This window comes from Brevundimonas sp. TSRC1-1, assembly GCF_049898245.1.
GTDB classification, from domain to species: Bacteria; Pseudomonadota; Alphaproteobacteria; order Caulobacterales; family Caulobacteraceae; genus Brevundimonas; species Brevundimonas mediterranea_A.
Genome location: NZ_JAFCXI010000003.1, coordinates 144,145 through 167,877, shown reverse-complemented (window position 1 = coordinate 167,877; position 23,733 = coordinate 144,145). Strand labels below are relative to the sequence as shown.

The following is a 23,733-nucleotide window of genomic DNA, read 5'->3' as shown; positions in this document are numbered from 1 at the left end:
GCGCAGACGCGGCAAGGGGATGCTTGATCGCATGAGCGAAGACCAGAAGCCGCACGACGCCGATGCTGCCCAGACCAACGCGACTGACGCCACGCCGGAGGAAGTCTTCGCCGCGTCCGAGGCCGATGCGCCTGTGGAGGCGGTGAAGGATCCCGCCGCCGAAAAGCGCCCGGTCTGGAGCGACAAGGGGGATGCGCCGTTCGAGGACGAGCCGACGACTCCGGTCTATGCGCGCAAGCCTGCCAAGAAGGCCAAGGGCGAACAGAGCGCCGGCGACGAAACGGTCGAGATCGTCAAGACGATCTTCTTCGCCCTGCTGATCGCCATGGTGCTGCGGATCTTCCTGTTCCAGCCCTTCACCATCCCGTCGGCCTCGATGGAGCCGAACCTGTACGAAGGCGACTATATCGTCGTGTCGAAATGGTCCTACGGCTATTCGAAACACTCGATCCCGTTCAGCCCGCCGCTGTTCGACGGCCGCATCATGGGTTCGGCGCCCAAGCGCGGCGATATCGTGGTGTTCAAGCTGCCGCGTGACGACAAGACCGACTTCATCAAGCGAGTGATCGGCCTGCCGGGCGACCGCATCCAGATGATCGCCAACAAGCTGTATATCAACGACAAGCCGGTTCAGGACGTCGTCGTCAGCCAGGGTGAGATCGACGACATCTTCGGCGCGCACCCGATCGCCGAGGTCCGCGAGACCCTGCCGGAAGGCAAGAGCTTCATGACCCAGGACTTCGGCCCCGGCAACGACCTGGACGACACCCCGGTCTATGAGGTGCCGGTCGGCCACTACTTCATGATGGGCGACAACCGCGACAACTCGATCGACAGCCGTGTCGAACAGTCCAGCGGCGTGGGCATGGTCCCGGCCGAGAACCTGGTCGGCAAGGCGCAGATCATCCTGTTCTCGTGGAAGCCCGGATCGTCGCTGTGGAACCCCGTCAGCTGGTTCAACGTGCGGCTCGACCGGTTCTTCAACGTCCTGCACTGATGGCCAATTTACGGGCCGAGGCGGTCGCGGCGCTTCAGACACGCATTGGTCATGCCTTTAGGGATGCGGCCTTGCTGGAACGCGCCCTGACCCACGCCAGCGTGGGGGAGGGCGCGCCGGTCGGCGTGCACGGTCCGCGCGACAACGAGCGGCTGGAGTTTCTGGGGGACCGGGTGCTGGGTCTGCTGGTGGCCGAGAAGCTGTCGCGGGACTATCCCACCGCCAATGAGGGTCAGCTCTCGTCCAGCCTGCACGCCCTGGTCGACAAGACCGCCTGCGCGCGCGTGGGCGAGGCCCTGGGCGTCGGCGCTGCGCTGCGGCTGTCGCCGGGCGAGACCAAGACGGGGGGGCGCCGCAAGGCCGGGGTGATCGCCGACGCGGTCGAGGCCATCCTGGCGGCCGTCTATCTGGACGGCGGGCTGGAGGCGGCGCGAGCCTTCTTCGACAAGGCCTGGGCGGAAGAGTTTTCCGCCCCGCCCTCGCGGACCGTGACCAACCCCAAGTCGGCGCTGCAGGAATGGGCCCAGGCCAAGGGCCGACCGCTTCCGACCTATCGCGTCGCGGATCGGACGGGTTCGGATCATGCGCCGACATTCACCATCGAGGTGTCCGTCGAGGGCGTGGAGCCCTTGACCGCACAGGGGCGTTCGCGTCAGGAGGCGGAGAAGGCGGCCGCAACGGCTCTCCTCAAACGTGAAGGCGTCATTTGACCGATATCGAAAACCAGCGCGCGGGCTTCGCCGCCATCATCGGCGCGCCGAACGCCGGCAAGTCCACGCTGGTCAACCGGCTGACCGGATCCAAGGTCTCCATCGTCACCCAGAAGGTGCAGACGACACGGTTCCCGGTGCGCGGCATCGCCATGGAAGGCGACGCCCAGATCGTTCTGGTGGACACCCCCGGCATCTTCACCCCGCGCCGCCGTCTGGACCGGGCCATGGTCGCCTCGGCCTGGGGCGGAGCGCAGGACGCGGACGTGGTCGTCCACCTGATCGACGCCCAGTCGCACATCAACGCCGAGGGCCGTGAAGGCACGGCGGCCGATCGCCGCTCGGCCGAGGACACCGAGACCATCATCGCCAATCTTCAGTCCACCGGGACGAAGGTCATTCTGGCGCTGAACAAGATCGACGGCATGCGCCGCGACACCCTGCTGGCCCTGTCGCAGACACTGTTCGAGAGCGGCGTCTATGAGGAGGTCTATATGATCTCCGCCGCCAACGGCGACGGGGTCGAGGACCTGAAGCAGCGTCTGGCGCGGTCGATGCCCAAGGGGCCGTGGCTCTATCCCGAGGACCAGGCGGCGGACGTGCCGGTGCGGGTTCTGGCGGCCGAGATCACGCGCGAGAAGGTCTATCTGCGCGTCCACGAGGAACTGCCCTATTCGGCGGCGGTGGAGACCACCAGTTTCGAGGACCGCGCCGACGGCTCGGCCCGGATCGAACAGACCATCTATGTCGAGCGCGAGAGCCAGCGGCCCATCGTCCTGGGCAAGGGCGGCCAGACCCTGAAATGGATCGGCCAGAAGGCGCGCGAGGAGCTGAACGAGATCCTCGGCCGTCAGGTCCACCTGTTCCTGACCGTCAAGGTTGATCCCAAATGGCAGGATTCACGGGCGCTCTACGCCCAGTTCGGTCTCGATTTCGACGTCTGAGTTCCCGTGTTTGAAGTGCCGCGTACCCCTGGGGGCCATCCCCGGCTCGTTCTGGGCGTCCTTGGGGCGCTGATCCTCGGCGGCGCGGTCTGGGCCGGCTTCTCCACGGCCGTGAAACCCGCCAGCGATGCGGTTCTGGCTTCCATACGTCCCGACACGCCGCCGCGTCCGCCCCTGGTAATGGTCGAGGACTTGCCGCAACTGGCCGCACGGCTGGACCGTGAGGCCGCCGCCGGGCGTTTCATGGGCGCGGTGCTGGTGGCCAAGGGCGACCGAGTGCTGTTCCGTCAGGTCTATGGCGAGGCGAACTATGAGCAGGATCGGCCGCTGAAACTGAACTCCCGCTTCCGGCTGGCCTCGATCTCGAAACAGTTCACCGCCACGGCGATCCTGCGACTGCAGGACGAGGGGAAGCTGAGCGTCTCCGATCCGGTCTGCAAATGGATCCAGCCTTGTCCGAAGGCCTGGGAGCCGGTGCGGATCAGCCACCTGTTGTCGCACACCTCGGGCATTCCGGACCTGATGGCGCGGCCGGGCTGGGGCATGCGTCGGACCACGCCGGCGACCCTGGCCGAATTGACCGAGGATTCGAAGCGGTTCGGCCTGCAGTTCCCGCCGGGAACCAAGGTCCGTTACGACAATGCGGGCTTCAACCTGGCGGCGGCCATCGTCGAGAAGGCCAGCGGCCGGCCCTATGACGCCTATATGCGCGAGACCTTCTTCGGCCCACTGGGGATGAAGGACAGCGGGCTGGACCTGGACGGCGGCGACCATGGGGTGATCATGGGCTACGCCAACTTCCCGGCCGGACTGGCGGCCCAGCCGAACGCCAACACCTCGATCGTGGCGGGGGCGGGGGCGGTCTATTCGACCCTGGACGATCTGCTGGTCTGGCAAAGGGCGCTGCACAGGGGGGCGCTGCTGAAGCCGTTCAGCTATCAGCAGATGCTGGCCGACCACGCCCCGGCCGACACGCCCAAGGAGCGGGGCCGTCCGCGCCGCGACTGGGGCTACGGGATCTTCTCGAACCGACTGGGCGATCAGGTCCGGCCCAGTTTCCAGGATCGCCAGATCTATCACACCGGCAGCTGGGGCGGGTTCCGCAACCTGATGCTCTATCAGCCCGAGGCCGATGTGACGGTGATCGTGCTGTCGAACAATTATCACCTCCGCGACCAGGTCTTCCTGATCAGCCAGCAGGCCATGGCCGAGGCCCTGGGCCGGGACTTCCCCACGACCCTGGCCCGCTGACCGCCCGTCAGGTCGGCAGCATGGACCCCGTGTCGATGTAGCGCTGGTGCCAGGACAGGGCTTCGTTCAGCAGATGCGGCGACTGGAGGCCGTAGGAGCCTTTCAGGGCGCGGTCGTAATAGTCGTTCAGCGCATCGCGGTATTTGGGGTGGGCGCAGTGGGCGATGATCAGCTTGGCCCGCTGTTTCGGCGACAGGCCGCGCAGATCGGCAAGGCCCTGTTCGGTGACGATGACCTGGACGTCCTGGGTGATGTGGTCGACGTGACTGGCCATGGGCACGATGGCCGAGATGGCGCCGCCCTTGGCCGTCGAGGGCGTCACGAAGCAGGAGATGAAGGCGTTGCGCGAGAAGTCGCCGGAACCGCCGATGCCGTTCTGGATGCGCGAGCCCATGACCTGGGTCGAGTTGACGTTGCCGTAGATGTCGGCCTCGATCAGGCCGTTCATGGCGATACAGCCCAGGCGGCGGATCAGTTCGGGATGGTTTGAGATTTCCTGCGGACGCAGAATGATCTTGCCGCGGAACTGCTCCATGCGACTGTTCATGTCCGCCGCCGCCTCCGGGCTGAGGGAGAAGGCGGTGGCGGAGGCGACGGTCAACTTGCCGGCGTCCAGCAGGTCCAGCATCCCGTCCTGGATCACCTCTGTATAGGCGGCCATCCGCTCGAACGGACTGTCCATCAGGCCTGCCAGTACGGCGTTGGCGACATTGCCGACGCCCGATTGCAGCGGCAGCAGGGCGGTGGGCAGGCGGCCGACCCGGACCTCGTGCTTGAGGAATTCGATCAGGTGACCGGCGATGGCGCGGGCGTTGGCGTCGGGCGCGGCGAAGGGCAGGTTGCGGTCGGGGGCCTCGGTCTCGACAATGGCGACGATCTTGGCCGGATCACAGCGGAGGGTCGGCTGGCCGATCAGCTGGTCGGGCCGGGTCAGGGGGATGGGTACACGGTTGGGCGGCAGGGCGGTGCCGTAATAGATGTCGTGCATCCCCTCCAGCGCCGGGTTCTGCCAGGCGTTGACCTCCAGGATCACGCGCTCGGCCCGGTCCAGCCAGGTCTTGTTGTTGCCGATGGAGGAGGAGGGCACCAGGCTGCCGTCGGCGTTGATCGCCGAAACCTCGACCACGGCGGTGTCCAGCGGACCCAGCACGCCCTGCCAGACCATGGGCGCCAGCTGGCTGAGGTGCATGTCCAGATAGTCCATCTGGCCCGAGTTGATCTTCTCACGCGCGATGGGGTCGGAGTTGTAGGGCAGGCGGCGTTCGATCCCGTCGGCCTTGGCCAGGGCCCCGTCCAGTTCCGGCCCGGTGGAGGCGCCGGTCCAGAGATTCAGCCGGAAGGCGTCGCCGGCCGCGTGGGCGGCCTCGATCCGCGCCGCGAGAGCCGAGGGCACCGCCTTGGGGTAGCCCGAGCCGGTGAAGCCGCTCATGCCCACGGTGGAGCCGGCGGGAATCAGGGCGGCGGCGTCCTGGGCGGACATCAGCTTGGAGCGCAGGGATTGGCTGCGGATACGCGACATGGAGCTCTTCAAGGTTACGGCCGGGGAGGGCCTGCAAGGCGGGGCTGGACTTGGGCGTCGCGGTCTCGACGGTCCATTAGACCTTGGTCGAGCTTGCCCGCTTCGTCCATGATCCTCGTCAAATATTCAGAGGGCCGGCTCCGGCGGCTAGCCTGTTTTCGAAAGTCGAGAACAGGAGTAGAACGAACCCATGATCGCCGCTCTCGCCGCCCTGGCCCTGATGTCCGTCCCCCTGCAATCGACGGAGGACCCCGTGGTCGCGGCCGAGGCTGTGGTGGATCGGATGCATGCGGCGGCTTCGCATGCTGACGCCGACGCCTATTTCGGCCTGTTCACGCCCGACGCCCGCTTCATCGGCACCGACGCGACCGAGCGGTGGTCGCTGGCTCAGTTCAAGGTCTATGCGGCGCCCTATTTCTCGCGGGGGCAGGGGTGGACCTATCGGCCCCACGACCGGGTCACGACCCTGGCGCCCGGCGACTGTCGCTGCATCGTCTGGTTCGACGAACTGCTGGACAACGACGCCTATGGGCTGACGCGCGGTTCCGGCGTGCTGCGCCGAACCGAGGACGGCTGGAAGATCGAGCAGTATGTGTTGAGCATGCCCATTCCGAACGACAAGGCGAAGGCCGTGGTGGCTCTGGTTCAGTCTCCGGTCGAGGCCCGGCCTGACGCGGACCCCGCGCACTGATGGATTTTCATGAAGAGGCCTTTGTCCTGTCGGCGCGCGCCCATGGGGACACCGGCGCCGTGGTGGACCTGTTGACCGAAAGCCATGGACGGCGCGCGGCCTATGTGGCCGGCGGGGCGTCCCGCAAGATGCGACCCTTCCTGCAGGCCGGGGCGCGGGTCGTGGCCGACTATCGCGCGCGGACATCGGATCATCTGGGCGGGGCGCGGCTGGAGCCGGTGGGCGAGGGGCCCAGCGCTCTGTTCGACGACGCCCTGGCCCTGACCGGCCTGGCGGCGGCTGCGGGGGTGGCGCAGGGGGCCTTGCCTGAGCGTGAGCCGCATCCCGGCGTCTTCCTGGCCTTTGAGGCATTGATGGGGGCCTTCGCCCTTCCGGACGTCTGGCCGGCCATCTTCGTGCGGTTCGAGGCGGGGCTGCTGGAAGACCTGGGCTTCGGCCTCGATCTGTCGAAATGTGCGGCGACGGGGACGGCGGACGACCTGATCTATGTCAGCCCCCGCACTGGGCGGGCGGTCAGCCGCGAAGCCGGCGCCCCCTATGCCGACAAGATGCTGAGCCTGCCGCCCTTCATGCTGGGGGCGCAGGCGGGGCTGGTCGAGGGCGACGTCAGGGCGGGGTTCGACCTGACCGGCCATTTTCTGGAACAGTTCGTCTTCCACCCGCAGAACAAGCCCTTGCCGGCCGCACGGGTCTGGATGCTGGACCGGCTGGCCGAGACGGGACGTCTCTAAGCGACGGCCTCGGATTCAAGCCCCATAGCCAATTCGGCGCGGGGCTCGCTTTCTTGGGCGTCTTGCAGCCTGACGCCGCTGCGTCGCCTGAGCCGTGCTTCAGATCTCGAAAAACAACCGCGGGAAATTCACGCCACGCCCCATGGCGCGTCATGGTTGTGGGGGTCGACTTTCAACGGGGCCACGCGACCCTCCATCCGAGGCCTCAATCGAATGGAAGGAGACAAGCATGGCTATTCCGACCCCGGTGAACGGTCAGATCACCGACGCCGTCACCCAGGCGAATGTGAAGGTCCTTGGCGACGCCCCGGCGATGGCCATGGGCGCGATCTATCAGTCGCTCGCCCACTCCACCGGCATTCTCTACGAGAACGCGACCTCATCGCAGCAGCAGCTGGCGATCGCCGCCCAGGCTGCGACCAACCAGGGCGTCATCCAGATCTACAGCGTCGACACCATGGCCGGCGCGGTCGCCACATCGAAGATCGCCCAGTCCGATACGCCCGACAACATGATGGCCCTTCTGACGGCCCTGCGCGCCGTCGGTCCCACGGCCGCGGTTTCCTGATTTTTCGTCCCGCAAACTCCAAAAGAAGGACTTGAGACATGGCGCTTCCGACACCCGTCAACGGCATGATCACCGACGCCGTCACCCAGGCCAACGTCAAGGTGCTGGGCGACGCTCCGGCCATGGCCATGGGCGCGATCTATCAGTCGCTCGCCCACTCCACCGGCATTCTCTACGAAAACGCCGCCTCTTCGCAGCAGCAACTGGCCATCGCCGGCCAGGCCGCGACCAATCAGGGGGTCATCCAGATCTACAGCGTCGACACCATGGCCGGCGCGGTCGCGGCCAGCAAGATCAGCCAGTCGGACACGCCTGACAATCTGTTGTCCCTGCTGACGGCCCTGCGCGCCACGGCGGCCTGACGCCGCCCCTGGATATCCGTGAAGGCTGCGGCGGGAGACTGGCGCCCGCCGCGCCAACCCCTGGAGGACGACCATGGTCGAGGCGAAGATGAACGAGAAGACGGCGGAAAAATCCGCCCAGACCCTCGGCGACTTCGAGGAGATTCTGAAGATCATGCTGGAGCTCAGCAAGAACCCCGCGACGGCCCCCACGGCGGAATCGGTCGCCAATACCCTGCTGACCGTCATCGGCTCGGGCCCCAGCTTCGCGGCGATGCAGAGCCTGGTGGCCGCCAATCAGGCCAGCGGGATGATGTACCACAACGCCGTCGCCAACCAGCAGACCACCAACATCCTGGGCATGGTCGCGACCATGAACTGCGTCCAGGCGCTGATGGACAAGCCGTCCGTCATCCCTTGGCCGGACATCGGTCCGCGCCGTGAGGAGCCGTTCGAATGACACGCGAGGAAAAGCGATTGAGAACCGAAGAAGGGCTGGCCGTCGCGGCCTGTCGGGACGACGCCCTGCTGCTGTGCGCCGGCGCCGGCGTGTGCAACGCCGGTCTGATCACCATCATGGCCTCGGCGGACGCCTTTGCTGCGCGTCTGGCCGCCTCGACGCAGCATGCGGCGGAATTGTCGACGCTGCAGATCCGGCAACTGGCGACCAGCCTGGCCGACATGCAGCAGATCCGCACGGTCCGGACCGCCGACGTCGGCGTGCGGTCGGTGTCGCAAGTTCGTCAGGAGCCTGCGCCATCGGCCTTCTACGGCGCGCCGGTCGTCACCTGAGCATCAAGAAAAGGGGGAGGCTTCGTCATGAGCGACACCGTCAACGCACAGATCACCGACGCCGTCACCCAGACCAACGTCAAGGTGCTGGGCGAGGGGCCTGCGGAAGCCATGGCCGTATCGGTTCAGGCGGTGGCGCACGCCACCAGCCTTTCGGTCGAGAACGCCAGCCAGACCCAGGGGGGCATGCAGCAGATCAACAACGCCGCCGTCGGCGCCCTGATCGCCAAGATCCTCGAAATCGCGGTCTGAGCCATGGCCTATCCGACCGCCGTGAACAGCCAGATCACCGATGCGGTGACGCAGCAGAACCTGATGGTCCTGGGCGCCGCATCGACGATCGCCATGGGCTCGATCTACCAGAGCGCGGCCCATTCGACGGCGATCGTGTTCGAGAACGCGGTCCAGGCCCAGCGCCAGGCCTCGATCTGCGCCCAGGCCGCCACCAACCAGGGCGTGATGCAGGTCTATGAGATGGGCAGCATGGTCTCGGCCATCGCCACCACGCGGATCGCCGCCCGACCGCCGACGCCCAGCCCGCTCGAAAACGCCCTTGTTCTGCTTATCGCCGCCAAACTGCTGAATCTCTAGAATTGTCAGGATCTGAACCATGGCCGCCGACACGCCCGTCAACTCGCAAGTCACCGACGCGGTCACCCAGACCAACGTCAAGGTGCTGGGCGAAGCGCCGGCCCAATCGATGGCGCTGGTCTATCAGAGCATGGCCCATTCGATTTCCCTGGCCATGCAGAACGCCCAGCAGGCGCAAGGGGGGCTGCAGCAGATCGGCAACGCCGTCACCTCCAGCGCCGTCACCATGATCATGAACGCGGCGCAGAAATAGCGCCTTCATCTGAAACGAGAGCTTTCGCGCCGTGACCGAACCGACCGTCAACAGCCAGATCAAGGACGCCGTTCAGACCTCGACGAACTGGGCGCTGGGCTTCGCGCCGCTCGAGCAGGGCACCCCCTCGACCTCGACGCGCGTCTCGGCCGGCGGCGCCATCGCCTACGACAAGGCCACCCAGGCGGCGGCTCTGTCGGTGCAGGACGCCGCCGATTACCAGCGCAACATGCTGTCCATCAGCACCACCGTCCAGGGCAAGGCCATGGCCATGATGCTGGCGTCGGGCGGGATGAACGAACCGGCGCTTGTCGCCTACGCCATGGCCCTGGTCAGTTCGTTCGCGGCGCCGATCGCGGCGGGCCTGGCGGCCGAATCCGTCACCACGGCGGTCAGGACCTTTCCCAGAAACTAGTCGAAGAGAGAGAAGGAGCAGCCATGTCCCGTTTGACCCTATCGAAGATGAGCGACGCCGAGGCCGTCGTTCAGGAAGCGCAGACGCTGGAATGGGAGACGCGATGCGAGACCGAGCGGTGGAGCGACGCCGCAGAAGACAGATCCTCCGCCGAAGGGTTTGAGGAAAGCCAGTCCAGATATCGGGAACTGCGTGCTGCGGCGGAGGCGATGGTCGCCATCCTGTACCGGATGCAGGAGCCGTTGCTGACCGATCCCTATGCGCCCTGGGCGGCGAAGTTGATGGTCAAGGCGCGCGGCCTGTTGACCGATATCGAAGACGGCGAGTTGGTCGAGAAGATCTCGTTCGTCTCCGCCGGCTCCGACAAGGAATGAGGCCGGACAGGAAGGTTTGATGACCGACGATTCTCCATCGCCTGAGGCCGCCGCCGGCGAGCCGCAGGTTCCGGCCGCAGATCCCATTGTCGTGGCGGCTCGGCGGATGGTCGCCGAGGTCTTCAGGACCTCGGCCGCGCGTCTGCCGGAGTTGCTGGCGGCTCAGTCGCCGCCGGACACGCCGATTCCCCAGTTCACCGAGGCCATGATCGAGCAGCTTCAGGCGCAGCTGACGCGGGCTCTGGGGCTGCCGCCCGATGAAGACGGATCCGCCCGATGACGGATGCGCAAGGGGCGACGGGGCGGCATCTCTATGACTCCATATCGGAGCAGAAACACACGGTCGTCGACAGTTTCGCCGATCAGCGCGAGCTGTTGAAACGGGCCGTGGCCGAGCAACGCCTGGCGGCCATGCCCGAGGACATGCAGCGCGCGGCGAGGGGGCCTTCCGCCCAGGTCAGTCTCGAGATCGTCGAGGCCCTGCAGAAGATCATCGCGCGCGAGGTGACGCGGCAGTTGGACCTCGCGATCTGCGCAATGATCGAACGGACCGCCGCATCGCCATCGGCCGCCGCACCGGCTGACGGGGCGTCAGGCGGCCAGTAGCCGTCAGTATCTTCCAGCACCGCATCAAACGGCTTCACAAAAAGCAAATACACCCGTCTAAGTAGTGATAACGGGGTTCTTGCAAACTCTGGTTGATGCGACGTCGGTGATCCAGAATCGCCACGAGACCTCGATCGATACGCCCCGTTGGTTCTGCCAGGCCAAGCGTAGGGGGATGAGCTCGCTTTGGGCTTGACGGTCGCTCCCCACGCCGAGGGGGAGTGACGAATATGAATGTCGTCCGGTTGTTTCCGGATTGGGAGACGCAAGGCGAGGAAGAGAGGGCGCCCGCGACGGCTGCGCCGCCTGAGCGGCGTTCTGCTTCCCATCCTTCAGCGCCGCGCACCCCGTCTCCGGTCGAGGTTCTGGCCCGAGCGGCCGGCGGCGATCGGGGCGGGGGTCCAAAAGCCGGGTTGACGCCTGCGGGCGTGATCGCGCGCGCTCTGGACCGGCCGCCGTCGATGGACCGTTTCTGGGCGATCTGGATGGCGCATCAGAACAGTCTGCGGCATCGAAGCCTGCGGCTCTCCGGCGGGAATCGGGCCGACGCCGAGGACGCGTTGAGCGCGGCCATGGTGCGGGCGGCCCAGGCCTTTGACCGCCAGCCGGTGCAGAACCCCGGGGCCTGGCTGGTGCGGATCCTGCACAACGCCTGCATGGATCAGCACCGCCAGAACGCCAATCGCATTCCCATCGTGGCAGAGGACGTCGATCTGCCGCCGCCGTCCGCCGCCGCCTGGGTCAAGGCGGCGCCCTCGCCGGAAGAGGCGCTGTCGCAACAGGAAAGCGACGCGGCCTGGGGGCGGGCCATGAACGCTCTTCCGGCCGCTCTGGTCGAGCCCTTGCGGCTCCATCTCGACGACTGGAGCGACGAACGGATCGCCGCCCATCTGAACATCAGCCGGGAACTGGTCCGCAAGCGTCGCCAGTTGGCGAAGAACCGGTTGAGACTGCTGCTGGATCTCTAGCCGAAGGTGAAGGCGAAGACCTGGACGCCGGGGTCGAGGAATTCGATCTCGAAGGTGCGTTCGCGAACGGCGCCGGACTGGCGGATCAACTGATACAGGCGCTGCTGGTCGATGCGTCCCACGCCCTGGGCGTCGATGTCGGACCCGGCGTCCACGCCCGGCGCCTGGCCGTCGATCAGGACGCGGAAACGCGGCATGGCGCCGTTGGACCCGGGCCCCATGACCAGGTGCAGGTCGCGCGCCTTGAAGCGGAAGGACAGCCGGCCGCCGGACGCCGCCAGTTCGGCGTGCTCGCGCGTCACGCGCCAGCGCCCGACCAGGCTCCAGTCGTTGAGGTGCAGCGGGCTGGCCACATAGGCCTTGGCCACATCCCGGGCGAGGCCGCCCGGCGAGCGGAAGTTTTCGGCGCGGGCGTAGCCGACATAGGTTTCGGGCGAGCCGAGCTGGTTCATGTCGGCGGCGGCCTCGGCGCCCTGGGCCTGGACCTGGACCACGTCCGCAGCGACGTCGGCGGCGCCCGCCTCCTTGAGCAGTTGCTGGATAACGCGTTCCGAGCCCTCATAGTCGCCCTCGCCGAAATGGTGGTGGCGGATGCGGCCCTGGGCGTCGATGAAATAATGGGCCGGCCAGTACTGGTTCTTGAAGGCGCGCCAGATGGCGAAGTCGTTGTCCATGGCGACCGGATAGTCGACGCCGAGGCGGCGCACCGCGTCGCGGACGTTGGCCTCGGACTTCTCGAAGGCGAACTCGGGCGTATGGACGCCGATCACGACCAGGCCCTGGTCCTTGTACTTCTCGGCCCAGGCGCGGACGTAGGGCAAGGCGCGCAGGCAGTTGATGCAGGAGTAGGTCCAGAAATCGACCACCACCACCTTGCCGCGCAGCTGTTGCGGCGTCAGGGGCGGGGAGTTGATCCAGGTGGTGGCCCCGGTAAATGCGGGCAACTGGCCCTCGACCGGGAGGTTCGCCAGATCCGTCGGCGCCGCGTTCATCGGCGCGCCGCGACCGATGCCGCTCAGCAGCGCCTGTTCGAGACGGCCGGTGCTTCCGGCCGAAATCCGGGTCAGCAGGCCCGTGTCCAGGCCCAGGCCGATGGCGACCACGCCAATCAGCACCAAGGCGCCCAGGCCGCGCCGCACCCATTCGCCGACGCCCAGCGCGCCCTTCATGGCCTTGAACACCCGTCCGCCGACCAGCAGCGCCAAGGCCAGGGAGGTGGCGGCGCCCGCCGCATAGGCCAGCAGCAGAACGGTCGAGCCGACGCCCGCGCCCTGCAGGGCCGCGCCGGTCAGGATGACGCCCAGGATGGGGCCCGCGCAGGGCGCCCACAGCAGGCCGGTGGCCACGCCCAGCAACAGGGAGGCGCGGACGTCGCCCTGGTCTGCGGAGCGGCGCTCGACGCGATCGGTCAGCCAGGAACCGGCCGCCACAAACGGCCGCATCAGCCGATCGCCGATGGAGGGCACAAGCAGGCTGAGCCCCAGGACGGCCATGACCGCAAGCGCGATCCAGCGACCGACCTCATTGGCGCGCACGGCCCAGCCGCCGCCCAGGGCCGCCAGGGTCGCAACCCCGGCGAAGGTGACCGCCATGCCGACCAGCAGGGGCAGGCCGTTGCGCACGAACGGCCGGCCGGCGCGGGCGAAGACGAAGGGCAGGACGGGCAGGATACAGGGGCTGACGATGGTCAGGGCGCCGGCCAGATAGGAGAGCAGGAACAGGAACATGAAGGCGGGCCTGACGTGACGGGGTCACTCACATACGAAGCCGGGAGGCGTTCGGTTACCCTTCGGCGTACGATCTCCCACAGATAGACGCCCTGTCCCTGCTCGAACGGGCTAGACTTCGCACTTCCGATCCCCGATTCGCTGGCCCATGACGATCCACGCTCCGCCGCCGGAAGGCGGCCGTATCATCGACGAGCCGATGGAGACGGCCCTCAGCCGTCGCTATCTGGCCTACGCCCTGTCGACCATCACCAACCGCGCCCTTCCCGATGTTCGCGACGGGTTCAAGCCCGTGCACCGGCGCATCCTGTACGCCATGCACCAGATGCGGCTGAACCCGCAGGCGGCGGCGCGCAAATGCGCCAAGGTCGTCGGCGAGGTCATGGGTGGATACCACCCGCACGGCGACGCCTCGATCTATGAAGCCCTGGTGCGTCTGGCCCAGGATTTCGCCCAGCGCTATCCGCTGGTCGACGGCCAGGGGAACTTCGGCAATATCGACGGCGATAGCGCCGCGGCCATGCGCTACACCGAGTGCAAGCTGACGCCGGCGGCCGTGCTGCTGCTGGACGGGATCGATCAGGACTCGGTCGATTTCCGCGCCACCTACGACGATCAGGACGAGGAGCCGGTGGTTCTCCCGGCCGGTTTCCCCAACCTGCTGGCCAACGGCTCGTCGGGCATCGCCGTGGGCATGGCGACGTCGATTCCGCCGCACAATGTCGGCGAACTGATCGACGCCTGCCAGATGCTGCTGGACCGGCCCGAGGCGACGACCGAGGAACTGGTGCAACTGGTCCCCGGACCCGACTTCCCGACCGGCGGGGTCGCCGTGGAGGGCCACGCTTCGATCCTGGACGCCTATGAGACGGGCCGGGGCGGGGTGCGGCTGCGGGCGCGCTGGGAGACTGAAGACCTGGGGCGCGGCGTGTGGCGGATCATCGTCACCGAGATGCCGTACCAGGTGCAGAAGTCGCGCCTGATCGAGGCGCTGGCGGACCTGATCGAGCACAAGAAGGCGCCCCTGCTGGGCGACGTGCGCGACGAGTCGGCCGAGGACATCCGCCTGATCCTGGAGCCCAAGAACCGCACCATCGAGCCCGAGATGCTGATGGAGAGCCTGTTCAAGCTGTCGGATCTGGAAGTGCGCTTCCCGATCAACATGAATGTGCTGGATGCAGACGGCACCCCCCGGGTCATGGGGCTGAAGGCCTGTCTGAGGGCCTTCCTGGATCACCGGCGCGAGGTCCTGAACCGCCGGTCGCAGTGGCGGATCGCGCGGGTCGAGAAGCGGCTGCACCTGTTGGAAGGCCTGCGCATCGTCTTCCTCAACATCGACGAGGTGATCCGCATCGTTCGCGAGGAGGAACAGCCCAAGGCCGTCCTGATCGCGCGCTTCGGCCTGACCGAGGTCCAGGCCGACTTCATCCTCGACACCCGGCTGCGTCAGTTGGCGCGTCTGGAAGAGATGACGATCGAGAAGGAGTTCAAGGAACTCTCGGAAGAGCTGGCGCACCTGCAGGCCCTGACGTCTTCGGAAGGCAAGCAGTGGAAGGCCATCTCCAAGGAGCTGGAGGCTGTGCGCAAGGCGCTGATCTCGCCGCGCCGGACGACCATCGCCGACGCCGTCGACACCTCGGCCTTCGTCGCGCCCGAGGCTTTTATTCCCCGCGAGGCCATCACCGTCATCCTGTCGGAACGCGGCTGGATTCGCGCCGCCAAGGGCAAGGTCGAGGATCCGTCGGAGCTGAAGTTCAAGGAAGGCGACCAGCTGGCCTATCTGGTGCCGGCCTATACGACCGACAAGCTGCTGGTGGGGGCGTCGGACGGGCGGATCTTCACCATCGGGGCCGACAAGCTGGCGTCCGGTCGCGGGCATGGCGAGCCGCTGCGGCTGATGATCGACCTGGATGAGAAGGCCGAGATCATCAACGTCCTGGCGCACCAGCCGGGCGGGAAGCTGCTGATCGCGTCGAAGGCCGGCTATGGCTTTATCGCGCCTGAAGACGACACCCTGGCCCAGAAGCGGGGCGGCAAACAGGTGCTGAACGGCGAGATGCTGGCCATGCTTCGCATCCCGCAGACGCCGACTGCCGATCACGTCGCGACGATAGGCGAGAACATCAAGACCCTGATCTTCCCGCTGGACGAACTGCCCGAGATGGGACGCGGCAAGGGCGTGCGGCTGCAGAACTTCAAACAGGGCGGTCTGGCCGACGTCACCGTGTTCAACGCCGAACAGGGGCCGGAATGGGCCGACGGCGGCGGACGCCGTCGCAACTGGCCCGACTGGAAGGACTGGCTGGGCAAGCGCGCCGGCGCCGGCCGTCAGGGGCCGCGGGGCTTGAGGAAGTTCAGGTAGAGTTGGCCTCTCCCTCCCCCTGCGGGGGAGGGGGGCGGAGGCGTAGCCGAAGCCGGGTGGGAAGGGCCGGGCGATACTTCGCTGTTGCTCCGTTGGTGCGCTGCTGCCGGGCCGCCCCCACCCCGTCGCTGCGCGACGCCCCTCCCCGGTCGGGAAAGAGAGGCGATGGCGGCTAGTCTTCCAGCCGCGCCCAGCCGAGCTTGCCCAGCACTTCCATCGGGCGAAAGCCCGACTTGTAGTCCATCTTGGCGGAGCCCTGGACCCAGTAGCCCAGATAGACGAAGGGCAGGCCGACCTGGGCCGCCTGGCGGACGTGGTCGAGGATGGCGAACCGGCCCAGGCTGCGGCGCTCCATCGTCGGATCATAGAAGCTGTAGACCATCGACAGACCGTCCTTCAGCAGGTCGGTCAGGGTGACGGCGACCAGATCGCCCGGTCCGCCGTCGGTCGAGGCCAGGCGATATTCGATCAGATGGGTGCGAACCGTCGTGTCCTCGACCATGGCGACATAGTCGAGCCAGCCCATGTCGCTCATGCCGCCGGTCGGGTGGCGGGTGGTCAGATAGCGGCGCAGCAGTTGGAACTGTTCGGTCGTGGCCTCGGCCTCGACCAGGCTGCGCGACAGATCCGCGTTGCGGGTCAAAACCTTGCGCTGGGACCGGGTGAAGGCGAACTCGGGCACGGGCAGGCGGACCGAAACACAGGCGTCACAGGCTTCGCAGGCCGGGCGATAGGCGATGTTCTGACTGCGGCGAAAACCGGCGATGGTCAGTTCGTCATTGACGTGGGCGCCGTCCGAAAAGGGCAGGTTGGCGAAGACCTTGCGCTCGGTCTTGCCGGGCAGATAGGGACACGGCGCGACCGAGGTCATGAAGAACCGGAGCTGTCGTGTCGGAACATGCTGCGTCACGGCGCTAGATCCGCACCCGATCTTGCCGAGAGTGTGACGGTCGAAGGCTCATTCCGGGATTTGGCGTCATTCCTCGCCGGGCCGCAAGCGCGTTCGCGCCACAGCCGAGCGGGATCACAGCGAGGTGTCCATCGGCAGGACCGGCGCCTCGCGCAGCAGGACGATGGCGATGCGGCGGTTGCCGGCCAGGGTCGGGTCGTCGGGATAGAGGGGGTCCGAACCCGCTTTGCCGGCGACGGAATAGACCCGGTCGGCGTCCACGCCGGCGCTCTGAAGCACCAGACGCGAACCGTTGGCCCGTTCCGAGGACAGGGTCCAGTCGGCCGGACCGCTGGCGCGATTGGAGCCGGGCGTGGCGCTGGTGTGGCCGGTGATGGAGATGCGGTTCGGCAGCTGGTTGATGACCTTGGCCACGGCGCGCAGCAGGACCTGAGCCCGGGCGTTCGGCCGGGCCGAGTTGTTGTCGAACATCGAGCGGCCCTCCTGATCGACCAACTGGATGCGCAGGCCCTCGGGCGTCTGATCGACGATCAGCTGTTTCGACAGCTCGGCCAGTTCCGGCATCGACTGCATGGCCTGACGCAGGGATTCGGCGGCGCTGGCGAACTCCGCCGCCTCGCGCTTCTGGATCTCGGCCTGGAGCGCGGCCTCGCTGGCCGATGCGAGATTGGTGCTGGATCCGACGGCTGCGGCGTCGGCCGGGGCCTCGGGCGCGAGTTGCTCAAGCACCGACTGGGATCCGGAGCTCTTGGGGCCGTCGTCGCCCAGGGCCGTGCCGCCCAGTATGCCGCCCGAACCGGAGGTGGTTTCGGAAACGCTGGCCGGAGCGAAATACTCGGCTATGCCCTTCTTCTGCTCCGGATCGGTCGTGTTGATCAGCCACATCAGCAGGAAGAAGGCCATCATGGCGGTCACGAAGTCCGCATAGGCCACCTTCCAGGCGCCGCCGTGGTGGCCGCCGCCGGAGACCTTCTTGACCTTCTTGATGAGGATCGGACGATCGCTCACGGACATGGACGCACCCCGGGAATTTACTGTCCCAATGTGGGGCGCCGAGGTTAACCGGGCGTTGATCCGCGCCACAGCGGCTTGAACCCCCGCTCGACCCGGCCTAGTCCGTGCCCTGAAACACGGAGCCTGTCATGAAGATCGCATTCGCCGGCCTGGGCGTCATGGGCGCCCCGATGGCGCGTCACCTGGTGCAGGCCGGCCATGATGTCGTCGGCTTCAACCGCACCATATCCAAGGCGCAGGCCTGGGCCGAGGCGACGGGCGGCCGCTTCGCGAAGACGGTGGCCGAGGCGGCGCACGACGTCGATCTGTTCATCCTGTGCGTCGGCAATGACGACGACGTGCGCGCCGTCGTGACCGAGGGGCTGCCGCATCTGGCTGAAGGCGCTGTGATCGTTGATCACACGACGACGTCGGCGAAGGTGGCGCGCGAGATGGCGGCGTTGGCTGAAGGGCAGGGGCGGCGCTTCGTCGACGCCCCGGTGTCGGGCGGCCAGGCGGGCGCCGAGAACGGCCAGCTCAGCGTCATGGCGGGCGGCGACGCCGGGGCCCTGGCCAAGGCGGAACCGGCGCTCCAGGCCTATTCCAAGGCGATCAAGCATATGGGGGCGGCCGGATCGGGCCAACTGACCAAGATGGTCAATCAGATCGCCATCGCCGGGGTGGTCCAAGGCCTGGCCGAGGCGGTGCATTTCGCCCAGGTCGCAGGCCTGGACACCGACGCCGCCTTTGACGCCGTCTCCAAGGGCGCGGCCCAGAGCTGGCAGATGGACAACCGCTGGAAGACGGCCGCCAGAGGCGAGTTCGAATTCGGCTTCGCCGTCGACTGGATGCGCAAGGATCTGGGCCTGGTGCTGGACGAGGCGCGGTCGAACGGGGCGCGTCTGGCCCTGACGGCCCTGGTCGATCAGTTCTACGCCGAGGTCCAGGCCATGGGCGGAAATCGCTGGGACACCTCCAGCCTGGCGGCGCGGCTTCAGTCGAAGGACTGAAGCCGCTCAAGAGAAGCCGCGGATCAGACCGCTTCCCAGCCCTTTTCGACGGCCCAGACGGCGAAGGCGTAGTCGTGGGCGACCTCTTTCAGATAGTCGAACCGCCCGGCCGCGCCGCCGTGTCCCGCCTCCATGTTGATCTTCAGCAGCACAGGCTTGCCCGAGGTCGTCGCCGGACGCAGCTTGGCGACCCATTTTTCAGGCTCCCAATAGGTGACGCGGGGATCGGACAGGCCGCCGGTCGCCAGGACGGCCGGATAGGCTTTCGCCCCCACCTGATCATAGGGGCTGTAGCTCATCATATAGTCGTAGGCCTCCGGGTCCTCGATCGGATTGCCCCATTCGGGCCATTCCGGCGGCGTCAGCGGCAGGGAGACATCGCTCATGGTGTTGATCACATCGACGAAGGGCACCTGGCCGATGACGCCGGCCCACAGGTCGGGGCGCATGTTGTTGACGGCGCCCATCAGCAGGCCGCCGGCCGATCCGCCTTGGGCGACGATGTGTCCGGCGGTCGCGTATTTCCGGTCGATCAGGTGTTCGGCGGCGGCGATGAAGTCGGTGAAGGTGTTCTTCTTCGTCATCCGGCGGGCGTCCAGGAACCAGCCCCAGCCCTTGTCCGAGCCGCCCCGGATATGGGCGATGGCGTAGATCCAGCCGCGATCGACCAGCGACAGCCGGTTGGTCGAGAAACTGGCCGGCATGGGGATGCCGTAGGAGCCGTAGCCGTAGAGCAGCAGGGGCGCCGAACCGTCCACCGGCGTGGATTTTCGACGCAGCACCGTGACCGGCACCAGCTGTCCGTCCGAAGCGGGGGCGTTCAACCGCTCGACCACATAGTCCGCAATATTGTGGCCCGACGGGATCTCCTGCGTCTTGCGCAGGGTCCGCTCGCGCGTCGCCATGTCGTAGTCGAAGGTCTGGGTCGGGGTGGACGGCGAATTGTAGCTGTATCGCGTGTTGGTCGTCTCGAACTCGGACGCGCCGGACAGCGACAGGGCGAAGGCGGGTTCATCGACGGCGATCTCGTGTTCGGCGCCGGCGCGGTCGCGGATGATGATCCGGGTGTTGGCGTCGGCCCGTTCCTGGCGAGCCAGGTGATCCTTCGTCAGGTCCAGGCCTTCGATGAAGCGGCCGGGCGTGTGCGGCACCAGGTCGGTCCAGTGGGCCTTGGCCGGCGTTGCGGTCGGCGCCTGGACGATCTTGAAGTCGATGGCGTCGTCCGCATTGGTTCGGATCACCCAGCGGTCGCCCCAGTGATCGGCGTCGTAGCGGAGGGCCACCACGCGGGGCTCAAGAATAACGGGTTCGGCCGTGGGCGTCGCGGCCGGAATGTAGCGCGCTTCCGACGTCTCCTGGTTCTGGATGCCGATGACGATGAACTGGTCGTCGGCGGTGCGGCCGACGCCGATGAACATGCCGTCGTCGGCCTCTTCATAGACCAGGGTGGCTTCGCCGCCGCGCGCCGGGCGACGGAAGATCTTGTCCGGGCGACCGTTGTCGTCGCGATTGGTCCAGAAGATCCACTGGCTGTCGGGCGAGAAGACGAAGTCGCCGGTGGCGCTGTCGATCACGTCGGGCAGCACTTCGCCGGTCGCCAGGTCCTTGACGTAGATCTTGTGGACCTCGGAGCCCTGGGCGTCCTCGGCATAGGCGAACAGGCTGTGGTCCGGGCTGTGGCTCGCGGCCGACACTTCCGAATAGGCCTTGCCCTCGGCGAGTTCATTGGCGTCGAGGAGCAGTTGAGGCGTGGGCGCGACGACGAAATTCTTCGTCACCGGCTGACCGTCCACCATCCACGCGCCCTGGCGTTCGACGCGCATGTAACGGGGATGCTGGTCGCCGGTGCGGTATTCGACGTAGTAGTTCCAATCGCCGTCCGGGGCCGGAACCGAGCTGTCGTCTTCCTTGATGCGACCGCGCATCTCGGCGAACATCGCCTGCTGCAGCGGCAGGGTGGAGGCCATCATGGCCTCGCGGTAGGCGTTCTCCGCCGTCAGATGTTCCTTGACCTCGGTCTTGATCAGGGTCGGGTCGCGCAGCACGGCCTGCCAGTTGTCGTCCTTCATCCATTGATATTCGTCGGTCCGGGTGCGGCCCAGTTGTTCGATGACGACAGGGATCTTCTTGGCGACGGGGGGCTGGGGCATCGAGGGTCCGGTAGTCTGAGCGGGCTTGGCGAGGGCGGGGGAGGCGACCGCGACGGCGGTTGCGGCGGTCGAGACGATCAGTTGGCGACGGTTCACTGGTTGGGCCCCCTTGTTCGGACCCGAACCTTGTGCGTGGCCCATGGCGGCGTCAAATGAAGAAAAGCCGGGAAAGGCGCTTTGCCTTGATGTTCGACCTCCAGACCCTGCCGACGACCTCCGCCGAGGCGACACAGACCGTGTCGCGTTCGGCCAGAGACCTGACCGTGACCATGATCCGGGCGACGGTCCAGATCGACCAGCCGAACGGCGACGGCACGCGAACCGTGGGCGCCGGTTTTCTGTTGAATGCGCCCCGCGCGGACGGCACGCCGCGCACCGTTCTGGTCACCGCCGATCATGTGCTGAGTCGGATGCCTGACAGCGAGGCGCGGATCGGATGGCGCGTCGAACTGCCGGACGGGGGATGGCGTTTCGATCCCCAGCCGCTGATCATTCGGGACGCAGACTCTGACCCGCTATGGACCAAGCCGGACGACCGCGACATTGCGGTCATGGAGATCAGCGCGCCGGCCGCCTTCGCCCGTGACGCCATTCCGATCGCATGGCTGGCGGACAGGGAGGCGTTCGACGCAGCCGCGGTCGGGCCGGGCGACGCTATGCGGACGCTGGGCTTTCCCCGGGGGCGGTCAGCCAACCGCGCCGGGTTTCCGATCCTGCGCGTCGGGCGGATCGCATCCTGGCCGCTGACTCCGATCAGCGCCTTTCCGACCTTCCTGCTCGATCTGGCCGTCTTTCCGGGCGACTCGGGCGGACCGGTGTTCTGGACGCCGGCGACGCAGGTGTCGCCGGTCCATCCGTGTGTCGCGGGGGTTCTGACCCAGGAAGTCATCGTCCAGGACGAACGTCTGAGGATCGGCGTGGTGGTCCACGCCGACTATATCCGTGAGGCGGTGGACCTGCTGGACCAGAAGGCCGCGCCGGCGCCCTGACGCCGCCGCCTCAGCCCGTCAGGGCTTCGGCCGTCAACCGCTTCAACAGATCGCCGCCCTGGCCTACGGCCGCCAGGCGGCTGGAGACATGGCCCAGCACATTGGCGGCATAGACCTCATACAGGTCCAGCTTGCCCTGCAGCCACACGGGGTCGCCCTCGCCGGCGTCGAGTCGCGCCTTGGCCGCCAGGGCGCCCTTGGCCAGCATCCATCCGCCGACCACGTCGCCCAGCAGTTTGAGATAGGCGTCGGCGGCGGCCAGGACATCGGCGGCCGCCTCGGCCTCGGCCTTGCGATCAAGCAGCCACAGGGTGGCGTCCTGAACCGCCTCGATCCCCGTGGCGAACCGTTCCAGCGGCTTGCCGGAATAGAGGTGGGCCAGGTCCGCCAGGGTCGCCTTCATGTCGGCGATCAGAGCCCGGGCCGCTTTCCCGCCGTCCATCGACAGCTTGCGGCCCACCAGGTCCATGGCCTGGATGCCGTTGGTGCCTTCGTAGATCGGTGCAATCCGGGCGTCGCGGTAATATTGGGCGGCGCCCGTCTCCTCGATGAAGCCCATGCCGCCGTGGATCTGGACGCCCAGCGACGCCACCTCGCAGCCGACGTCGGTGGACCAGGCCTTGGCGATGGGGGTGAACAGGTCCTCGCGGGCCTTCCAGCGCCGACGATCCTCCTCAGTTCCGGCATGACGGGCCAGGTCGGCGGCGACGCCGGTCGACAGGCAGATGGCGCGGGCGGCCGAGGTCTTGGCCTTCATCACCCCCAGCATGCGCCGCACGTCGGGATGGTCGAAGATCGGAGCATTGGCCTCGCCGGTCCAGACCGAGCGGCCCTGACGACGGTCCAGCGCATAGGCCAGGGCGTGCTGATAGGCGCGCTCGGCGATGCCCACGCCCTCGACCCCGACGGCGAGGCGGGCGGCGTTCATCATCACGAACATATGGGCCAAGCCCTCGTTCGGGCGGCCGACCAACTCGGCGCGGGCGCCTTCATAGCTCATGACGCAGGTGGGGGAGGCGTGGATGCCCAGCTTGTGTTCGACCCCGACCGGGCGGAAACCGTTGCGGTCGCCCAGGCTGCCGTCGTCATTGACCGCGAACTTGGGCGCCAGGAACAGGCTGATGCCCTTGGGGCCCTTGGGCGCGTCGGGCAGGCGGGCCAGCACCAGATGGATGATGTTGTCGGTGGCGTCGTGGTCGCCCCAGGTGATGTAGATCTTCTGGCCGTTCAGGGCGTAGGTGCCGTCGCCGTTCGGCGTCGCCGTGGTGATCAGAGACCCCAGGTCCGAGCCGGCGCCCGGTTCGGTCAGCACCATGGCGCCGGTCCATTCGCCGCTGACCAGCTTGGTCAGATATTTGACCTTCTGTTCCTCGGTCCCGACCTGGTCCAGCGCCTCGATGGCCGCCAGCGACAGCATGGGGCACAGGCCGAAGGCCATATTGGCGGCGTGAACGGTCTCATAGGCCGCCAGCTCCAGCGCCTTGGGCAGGGCCTGGCCGCCGACCTCGACCGGAGCCGACAGGCCGGTCCAGCCGCCGGCGGCGAACTGGCGATAGGCGTCGGCGAAACCGGGGGCGGCCGTGACTGCGCCGTTCGCATAGTGCGAGCCCTGCTGGTCGCCGATGCGGTTCAATGGGGCCAGCACCTCCTCGGAAAACTGTCCGGCGGCTTCCAGCACCGCGCCCGCGACGTCGGAATCATAGTCCGGGAAGGCTCCGGTGGCGGCGACGTCGGCCATGCCGGCGATGGCCTCCAGGGTGAAGGCCAGATCACGAACGGGTGCGCGGTAGCTCATGGGTTTCCTCGATGCATATTCAGGCCTAAGTGCCTCGTCATCGCCC

27 protein-coding genes are annotated in these 23,733 nt (G+C 67.2%); 21 read left to right on the top strand and 6 right to left on the bottom strand.

Annotated features, from left to right (window positions below; all coding sequences use genetic code 11):
• The first annotated feature begins 31 nt into the window (after nt 1-31).
• The 4 genes from lepB to ACP7CK_RS10705 are packed head-to-tail and all read left to right on the top strand — an operon-like array spanning nt 32 to nt 3,902.
• Nucleotides 32-997, top strand: a complete 966-nt coding sequence (lepB, locus tag ACP7CK_RS10720) for a signal peptidase I (RefSeq protein WP_230307628.1) — start codon at nt 32-34, stop codon at nt 995-997.
• A complete protein-coding gene (gene rnc, locus ACP7CK_RS10715) occupies nt 997-1,707 on the top strand; it encodes a ribonuclease III (RefSeq protein ID WP_008260468.1) in 711 nt (236 codons plus the stop codon). Before lepB ends, rnc begins: the two co-directional genes overlap by 1 nt.
• The gene (era, locus tag ACP7CK_RS10710; RefSeq protein WP_292148442.1) at nt 1,704-2,651 is read left to right on the top strand and encodes a GTPase Era; all 948 of its coding nucleotides are present in this window, start codon (nt 1,704-1,706) and stop codon (nt 2,649-2,651) included. The genes rnc and era overlap by 4 nt, the downstream gene beginning before the upstream one ends.
• Nucleotides 2,652-2,666: 15 nt before the next feature.
• Nucleotides 2,667-3,902, top strand: a complete 1,236-nt coding sequence (locus ACP7CK_RS10705) for a serine hydrolase domain-containing protein (protein WP_426025990.1) — start codon at nt 2,667-2,669, stop codon at nt 3,900-3,902.
• Nucleotides 3,903-3,909: 7 nt separating this feature from the next.
• Here the strand turns inward: ACP7CK_RS10705 and ACP7CK_RS10700 are convergent, their stop codons facing one another.
• Entirely contained in the window at nt 3,910-5,421 is a 1,512-nt protein-coding gene (locus ACP7CK_RS10700; protein WP_426025989.1) for an acetyl-CoA hydrolase/transferase family protein, read from the bottom strand.
• A gap of 190 nt (nt 5,422-5,611) precedes the next feature.
• On the opposite strand from ACP7CK_RS10700, the gene ACP7CK_RS10695 reads away from it, so the two are divergent.
• The 14 genes from ACP7CK_RS10695 to ACP7CK_RS10630 all read left to right on the top strand — a co-directional run bounded on the left by ACP7CK_RS10695 (nt 5,612) and on the right by ACP7CK_RS10630 (nt 11,751).
• Nucleotides 5,612-6,112, top strand: a complete 501-nt coding sequence (locus ACP7CK_RS10695; RefSeq protein WP_426025988.1) for a nuclear transport factor 2 family protein — start codon at nt 5,612-5,614, stop codon at nt 6,110-6,112.
• Complete coding sequence (gene recO, locus ACP7CK_RS10690) at nt 6,112-6,843, top strand: DNA repair protein RecO (RefSeq protein WP_426025987.1); 732 nt, start codon at nt 6,112-6,114, stop codon at nt 6,841-6,843. The genes ACP7CK_RS10695 and recO overlap by 1 nt, the downstream gene beginning before the upstream one ends.
• Before the next feature lie 229 nt (nt 6,844-7,072).
• A complete protein-coding gene (locus ACP7CK_RS10685; protein ID WP_008262254.1) occupies nt 7,073-7,411 on the top strand; it encodes a RebB family R body protein in 339 nt (112 codons plus the stop codon).
• Nucleotides 7,412-7,449: 38 nt separating this feature from the next.
• Nucleotides 7,450-7,773, top strand: coding sequence for a RebB family R body protein (locus ACP7CK_RS10680; protein WP_008259391.1), 324 nt, complete (start codon nt 7,450-7,452; stop codon nt 7,771-7,773).
• A 73-nt stretch (nt 7,774-7,846) separates the two neighbouring features.
• Nucleotides 7,847-8,212: a RebB family R body protein gene (locus ACP7CK_RS10675; protein ID WP_426025986.1), complete on the top strand. Its 366-nt coding sequence runs from the start codon at nt 7,847-7,849 to the stop codon at nt 8,210-8,212.
• Between the two features lie 17 nt (nt 8,213-8,229).
• The gene (locus tag ACP7CK_RS10670) at nt 8,230-8,544 is read left to right on the top strand and encodes a hypothetical protein (protein WP_154726195.1); all 315 of its coding nucleotides are present in this window, start codon (nt 8,230-8,232) and stop codon (nt 8,542-8,544) included.
• Nucleotides 8,545-8,571: 27 nt separating this feature from the next.
• Entirely contained in the window at nt 8,572-8,796 is a 225-nt protein-coding gene (locus tag ACP7CK_RS10665) for a RebB family R body protein (protein WP_008260453.1), read from the top strand.
• Between the two features lie 3 nt (nt 8,797-8,799).
• Entirely contained in the window at nt 8,800-9,135 is a 336-nt protein-coding gene (locus tag ACP7CK_RS10660; protein WP_183195248.1) for a RebB family R body protein, read from the top strand.
• Nucleotides 9,136-9,154: 19 nt separating this feature from the next.
• A complete protein-coding gene (locus ACP7CK_RS10655) occupies nt 9,155-9,388 on the top strand; it encodes a RebB family R body protein (RefSeq protein ID WP_008262209.1) in 234 nt (77 codons plus the stop codon).
• 31 nt (nt 9,389-9,419) lie between these two features.
• On the top strand, nt 9,420-9,803 hold the full coding sequence (locus ACP7CK_RS10650) for a hypothetical protein (protein ID WP_372704442.1): 384 nt from the start codon (nt 9,420-9,422) through the stop codon (nt 9,801-9,803).
• Between the two features lie 23 nt (nt 9,804-9,826).
• On the top strand, nt 9,827-10,177 hold the full coding sequence (locus ACP7CK_RS10645) for a hypothetical protein (RefSeq protein WP_035310420.1): 351 nt from the start codon (nt 9,827-9,829) through the stop codon (nt 10,175-10,177).
• Between the two features lie 19 nt (nt 10,178-10,196).
• Nucleotides 10,197-10,457, top strand: coding sequence for a hypothetical protein (locus tag ACP7CK_RS10640; RefSeq protein ID WP_426025985.1), 261 nt, complete (start codon nt 10,197-10,199; stop codon nt 10,455-10,457).
• Nucleotides 10,454-10,783 carry a hypothetical protein gene (locus tag ACP7CK_RS10635; protein ID WP_008261577.1) on the top strand — a complete coding sequence of 110 codons (330 nt, stop codon included), beginning with the start codon at nt 10,454-10,456 and terminating at the stop codon, nt 10,781-10,783. The genes ACP7CK_RS10640 and ACP7CK_RS10635 overlap by 4 nt, the downstream gene beginning before the upstream one ends.
• 428 nt (nt 10,784-11,211) lie before the next feature.
• Complete coding sequence (locus ACP7CK_RS10630; protein ID WP_426025984.1) at nt 11,212-11,751, top strand: RNA polymerase sigma factor; 540 nt, start codon at nt 11,212-11,214, stop codon at nt 11,749-11,751.
• Here the strand turns inward: ACP7CK_RS10630 and ACP7CK_RS10625 are convergent.
• Entirely contained in the window at nt 11,748-13,478 is a 1,731-nt protein-coding gene (locus tag ACP7CK_RS10625; protein ID WP_426025983.1) for a cytochrome c biogenesis protein DipZ, read from the bottom strand. The genes ACP7CK_RS10630 and ACP7CK_RS10625 overlap by 4 nt on opposite strands.
• Nucleotides 13,479-13,626: 148 nt before the next feature.
• Between ACP7CK_RS10625 and parC the strand changes: the two genes are divergently transcribed.
• The gene (gene parC, locus ACP7CK_RS10620; RefSeq protein ID WP_426025982.1) at nt 13,627-15,840 is read left to right on the top strand and encodes a DNA topoisomerase IV subunit A; all 2,214 of its coding nucleotides are present in this window, start codon (nt 13,627-13,629) and stop codon (nt 15,838-15,840) included.
• Between the two features lie 172 nt (nt 15,841-16,012).
• Here the strand turns inward: parC and ACP7CK_RS10615 are convergent, their stop codons facing one another.
• A complete protein-coding gene (locus tag ACP7CK_RS10615) occupies nt 16,013-16,750 on the bottom strand; it encodes an arginyltransferase (RefSeq protein ID WP_426025981.1) in 738 nt (245 codons plus the stop codon).
• 114 nt (nt 16,751-16,864) lie between these two features.
• A complete protein-coding gene (locus ACP7CK_RS10610; RefSeq protein ID WP_154726690.1) occupies nt 16,865-17,764 on the bottom strand; it encodes a flagellar motor protein MotB in 900 nt (299 codons plus the stop codon).
• 128 nt (nt 17,765-17,892) lie between these two features.
• Between ACP7CK_RS10610 and ACP7CK_RS10605 the strand changes: the two genes are divergently transcribed.
• Nucleotides 17,893-18,753, top strand: a complete 861-nt coding sequence (locus ACP7CK_RS10605; RefSeq protein ID WP_035310905.1) for an NAD(P)-dependent oxidoreductase — start codon at nt 17,893-17,895, stop codon at nt 18,751-18,753.
• Between the two features lie 23 nt (nt 18,754-18,776).
• Here the strand turns inward: ACP7CK_RS10605 and ACP7CK_RS10600 are convergent, their stop codons facing one another.
• A complete protein-coding gene (locus tag ACP7CK_RS10600; RefSeq protein WP_426025980.1) occupies nt 18,777-20,999 on the bottom strand; it encodes a S9 family peptidase in 2,223 nt (740 codons plus the stop codon).
• An 89-nt stretch (nt 21,000-21,088) separates the two neighbouring features.
• On the opposite strand from ACP7CK_RS10600, the gene ACP7CK_RS10595 reads away from it, so the two are divergent.
• Nucleotides 21,089-21,892, top strand: a complete 804-nt coding sequence (locus tag ACP7CK_RS10595; RefSeq protein WP_426026349.1) for a trypsin-like serine peptidase — start codon at nt 21,089-21,091, stop codon at nt 21,890-21,892.
• Between the two features lie 10 nt (nt 21,893-21,902).
• Here the strand turns inward: ACP7CK_RS10595 and ACP7CK_RS10590 are convergent, their stop codons facing one another.
• The gene (locus ACP7CK_RS10590; RefSeq protein WP_426025979.1) at nt 21,903-23,687 is read right to left on the bottom strand and encodes an acyl-CoA dehydrogenase; all 1,785 of its coding nucleotides are present in this window, start codon (nt 23,685-23,687) and stop codon (nt 21,903-21,905) included.
• Between the last annotated feature and the right edge of the window lie 46 nt (nt 23,688-23,733).

Excerpts from the sequence above, each read along its gene's own strand:
- lepB (WP_230307628.1), top strand. The coding sequence starts at position 32 with ATGAGCGAAGACCAGAAGCCGCACGACGCCGATGCTGCCCAGACCAAC.
- rnc (WP_008260468.1), top strand. The coding sequence starts at position 997 with ATGGCCAATTTACGGGCCGAGGCGGTCGCGGCGCTTCAGACACGCATT.
- ACP7CK_RS10700 (WP_426025989.1), bottom strand. The coding sequence starts at position 5,421 with ATGTCGCGTATCCGCAGCCAATCCCTGCGCTCCAAGCTGATGTCCGCC.
- ACP7CK_RS10695 (WP_426025988.1), top strand. The coding sequence starts at position 5,612 with ATGATCGCCGCTCTCGCCGCCCTGGCCCTGATGTCCGTCCCCCTGCAA.
- recO (WP_426025987.1), top strand. The coding sequence starts at position 6,112 with ATGGATTTTCATGAAGAGGCCTTTGTCCTGTCGGCGCGCGCCCATGGG.
- ACP7CK_RS10685 (WP_008262254.1), top strand. The coding sequence starts at position 7,073 with ATGGCTATTCCGACCCCGGTGAACGGTCAGATCACCGACGCCGTCACC.
- ACP7CK_RS10680 (WP_008259391.1), top strand. The coding sequence starts at position 7,450 with ATGGCGCTTCCGACACCCGTCAACGGCATGATCACCGACGCCGTCACC.
- ACP7CK_RS10675 (WP_426025986.1), top strand. The coding sequence starts at position 7,847 with ATGGTCGAGGCGAAGATGAACGAGAAGACGGCGGAAAAATCCGCCCAG.
- ACP7CK_RS10665 (WP_008260453.1), top strand. The coding sequence starts at position 8,572 with ATGAGCGACACCGTCAACGCACAGATCACCGACGCCGTCACCCAGACC.
- ACP7CK_RS10660 (WP_183195248.1), top strand. The coding sequence starts at position 8,800 with ATGGCCTATCCGACCGCCGTGAACAGCCAGATCACCGATGCGGTGACG.
- ACP7CK_RS10655 (WP_008262209.1), top strand. The coding sequence starts at position 9,155 with ATGGCCGCCGACACGCCCGTCAACTCGCAAGTCACCGACGCGGTCACC.
- ACP7CK_RS10645 (WP_035310420.1), top strand. The coding sequence starts at position 9,827 with ATGTCCCGTTTGACCCTATCGAAGATGAGCGACGCCGAGGCCGTCGTT.
- ACP7CK_RS10640 (WP_426025985.1), top strand. The coding sequence starts at position 10,197 with ATGACCGACGATTCTCCATCGCCTGAGGCCGCCGCCGGCGAGCCGCAG.
- ACP7CK_RS10635 (WP_008261577.1), top strand. The coding sequence starts at position 10,454 with ATGACGGATGCGCAAGGGGCGACGGGGCGGCATCTCTATGACTCCATA.
- ACP7CK_RS10625 (WP_426025983.1), bottom strand. The coding sequence starts at position 13,478 with ATGTTCCTGTTCCTGCTCTCCTATCTGGCCGGCGCCCTGACCATCGTC.
- parC (WP_426025982.1), top strand. The coding sequence starts at position 13,627 with ATGACGATCCACGCTCCGCCGCCGGAAGGCGGCCGTATCATCGACGAG.
- ACP7CK_RS10610 (WP_154726690.1), bottom strand. The coding sequence starts at position 17,764 with ATGTCCGTGAGCGATCGTCCGATCCTCATCAAGAAGGTCAAGAAGGTC.
- ACP7CK_RS10605 (WP_035310905.1), top strand. The coding sequence starts at position 17,893 with ATGAAGATCGCATTCGCCGGCCTGGGCGTCATGGGCGCCCCGATGGCG.
- ACP7CK_RS10595 (WP_426026349.1), top strand. The coding sequence starts at position 21,089 with ATGTTCGACCTCCAGACCCTGCCGACGACCTCCGCCGAGGCGACACAG.
- ACP7CK_RS10590 (WP_426025979.1), bottom strand. The coding sequence starts at position 23,687 with ATGAGCTACCGCGCACCCGTTCGTGATCTGGCCTTCACCCTGGAGGCC.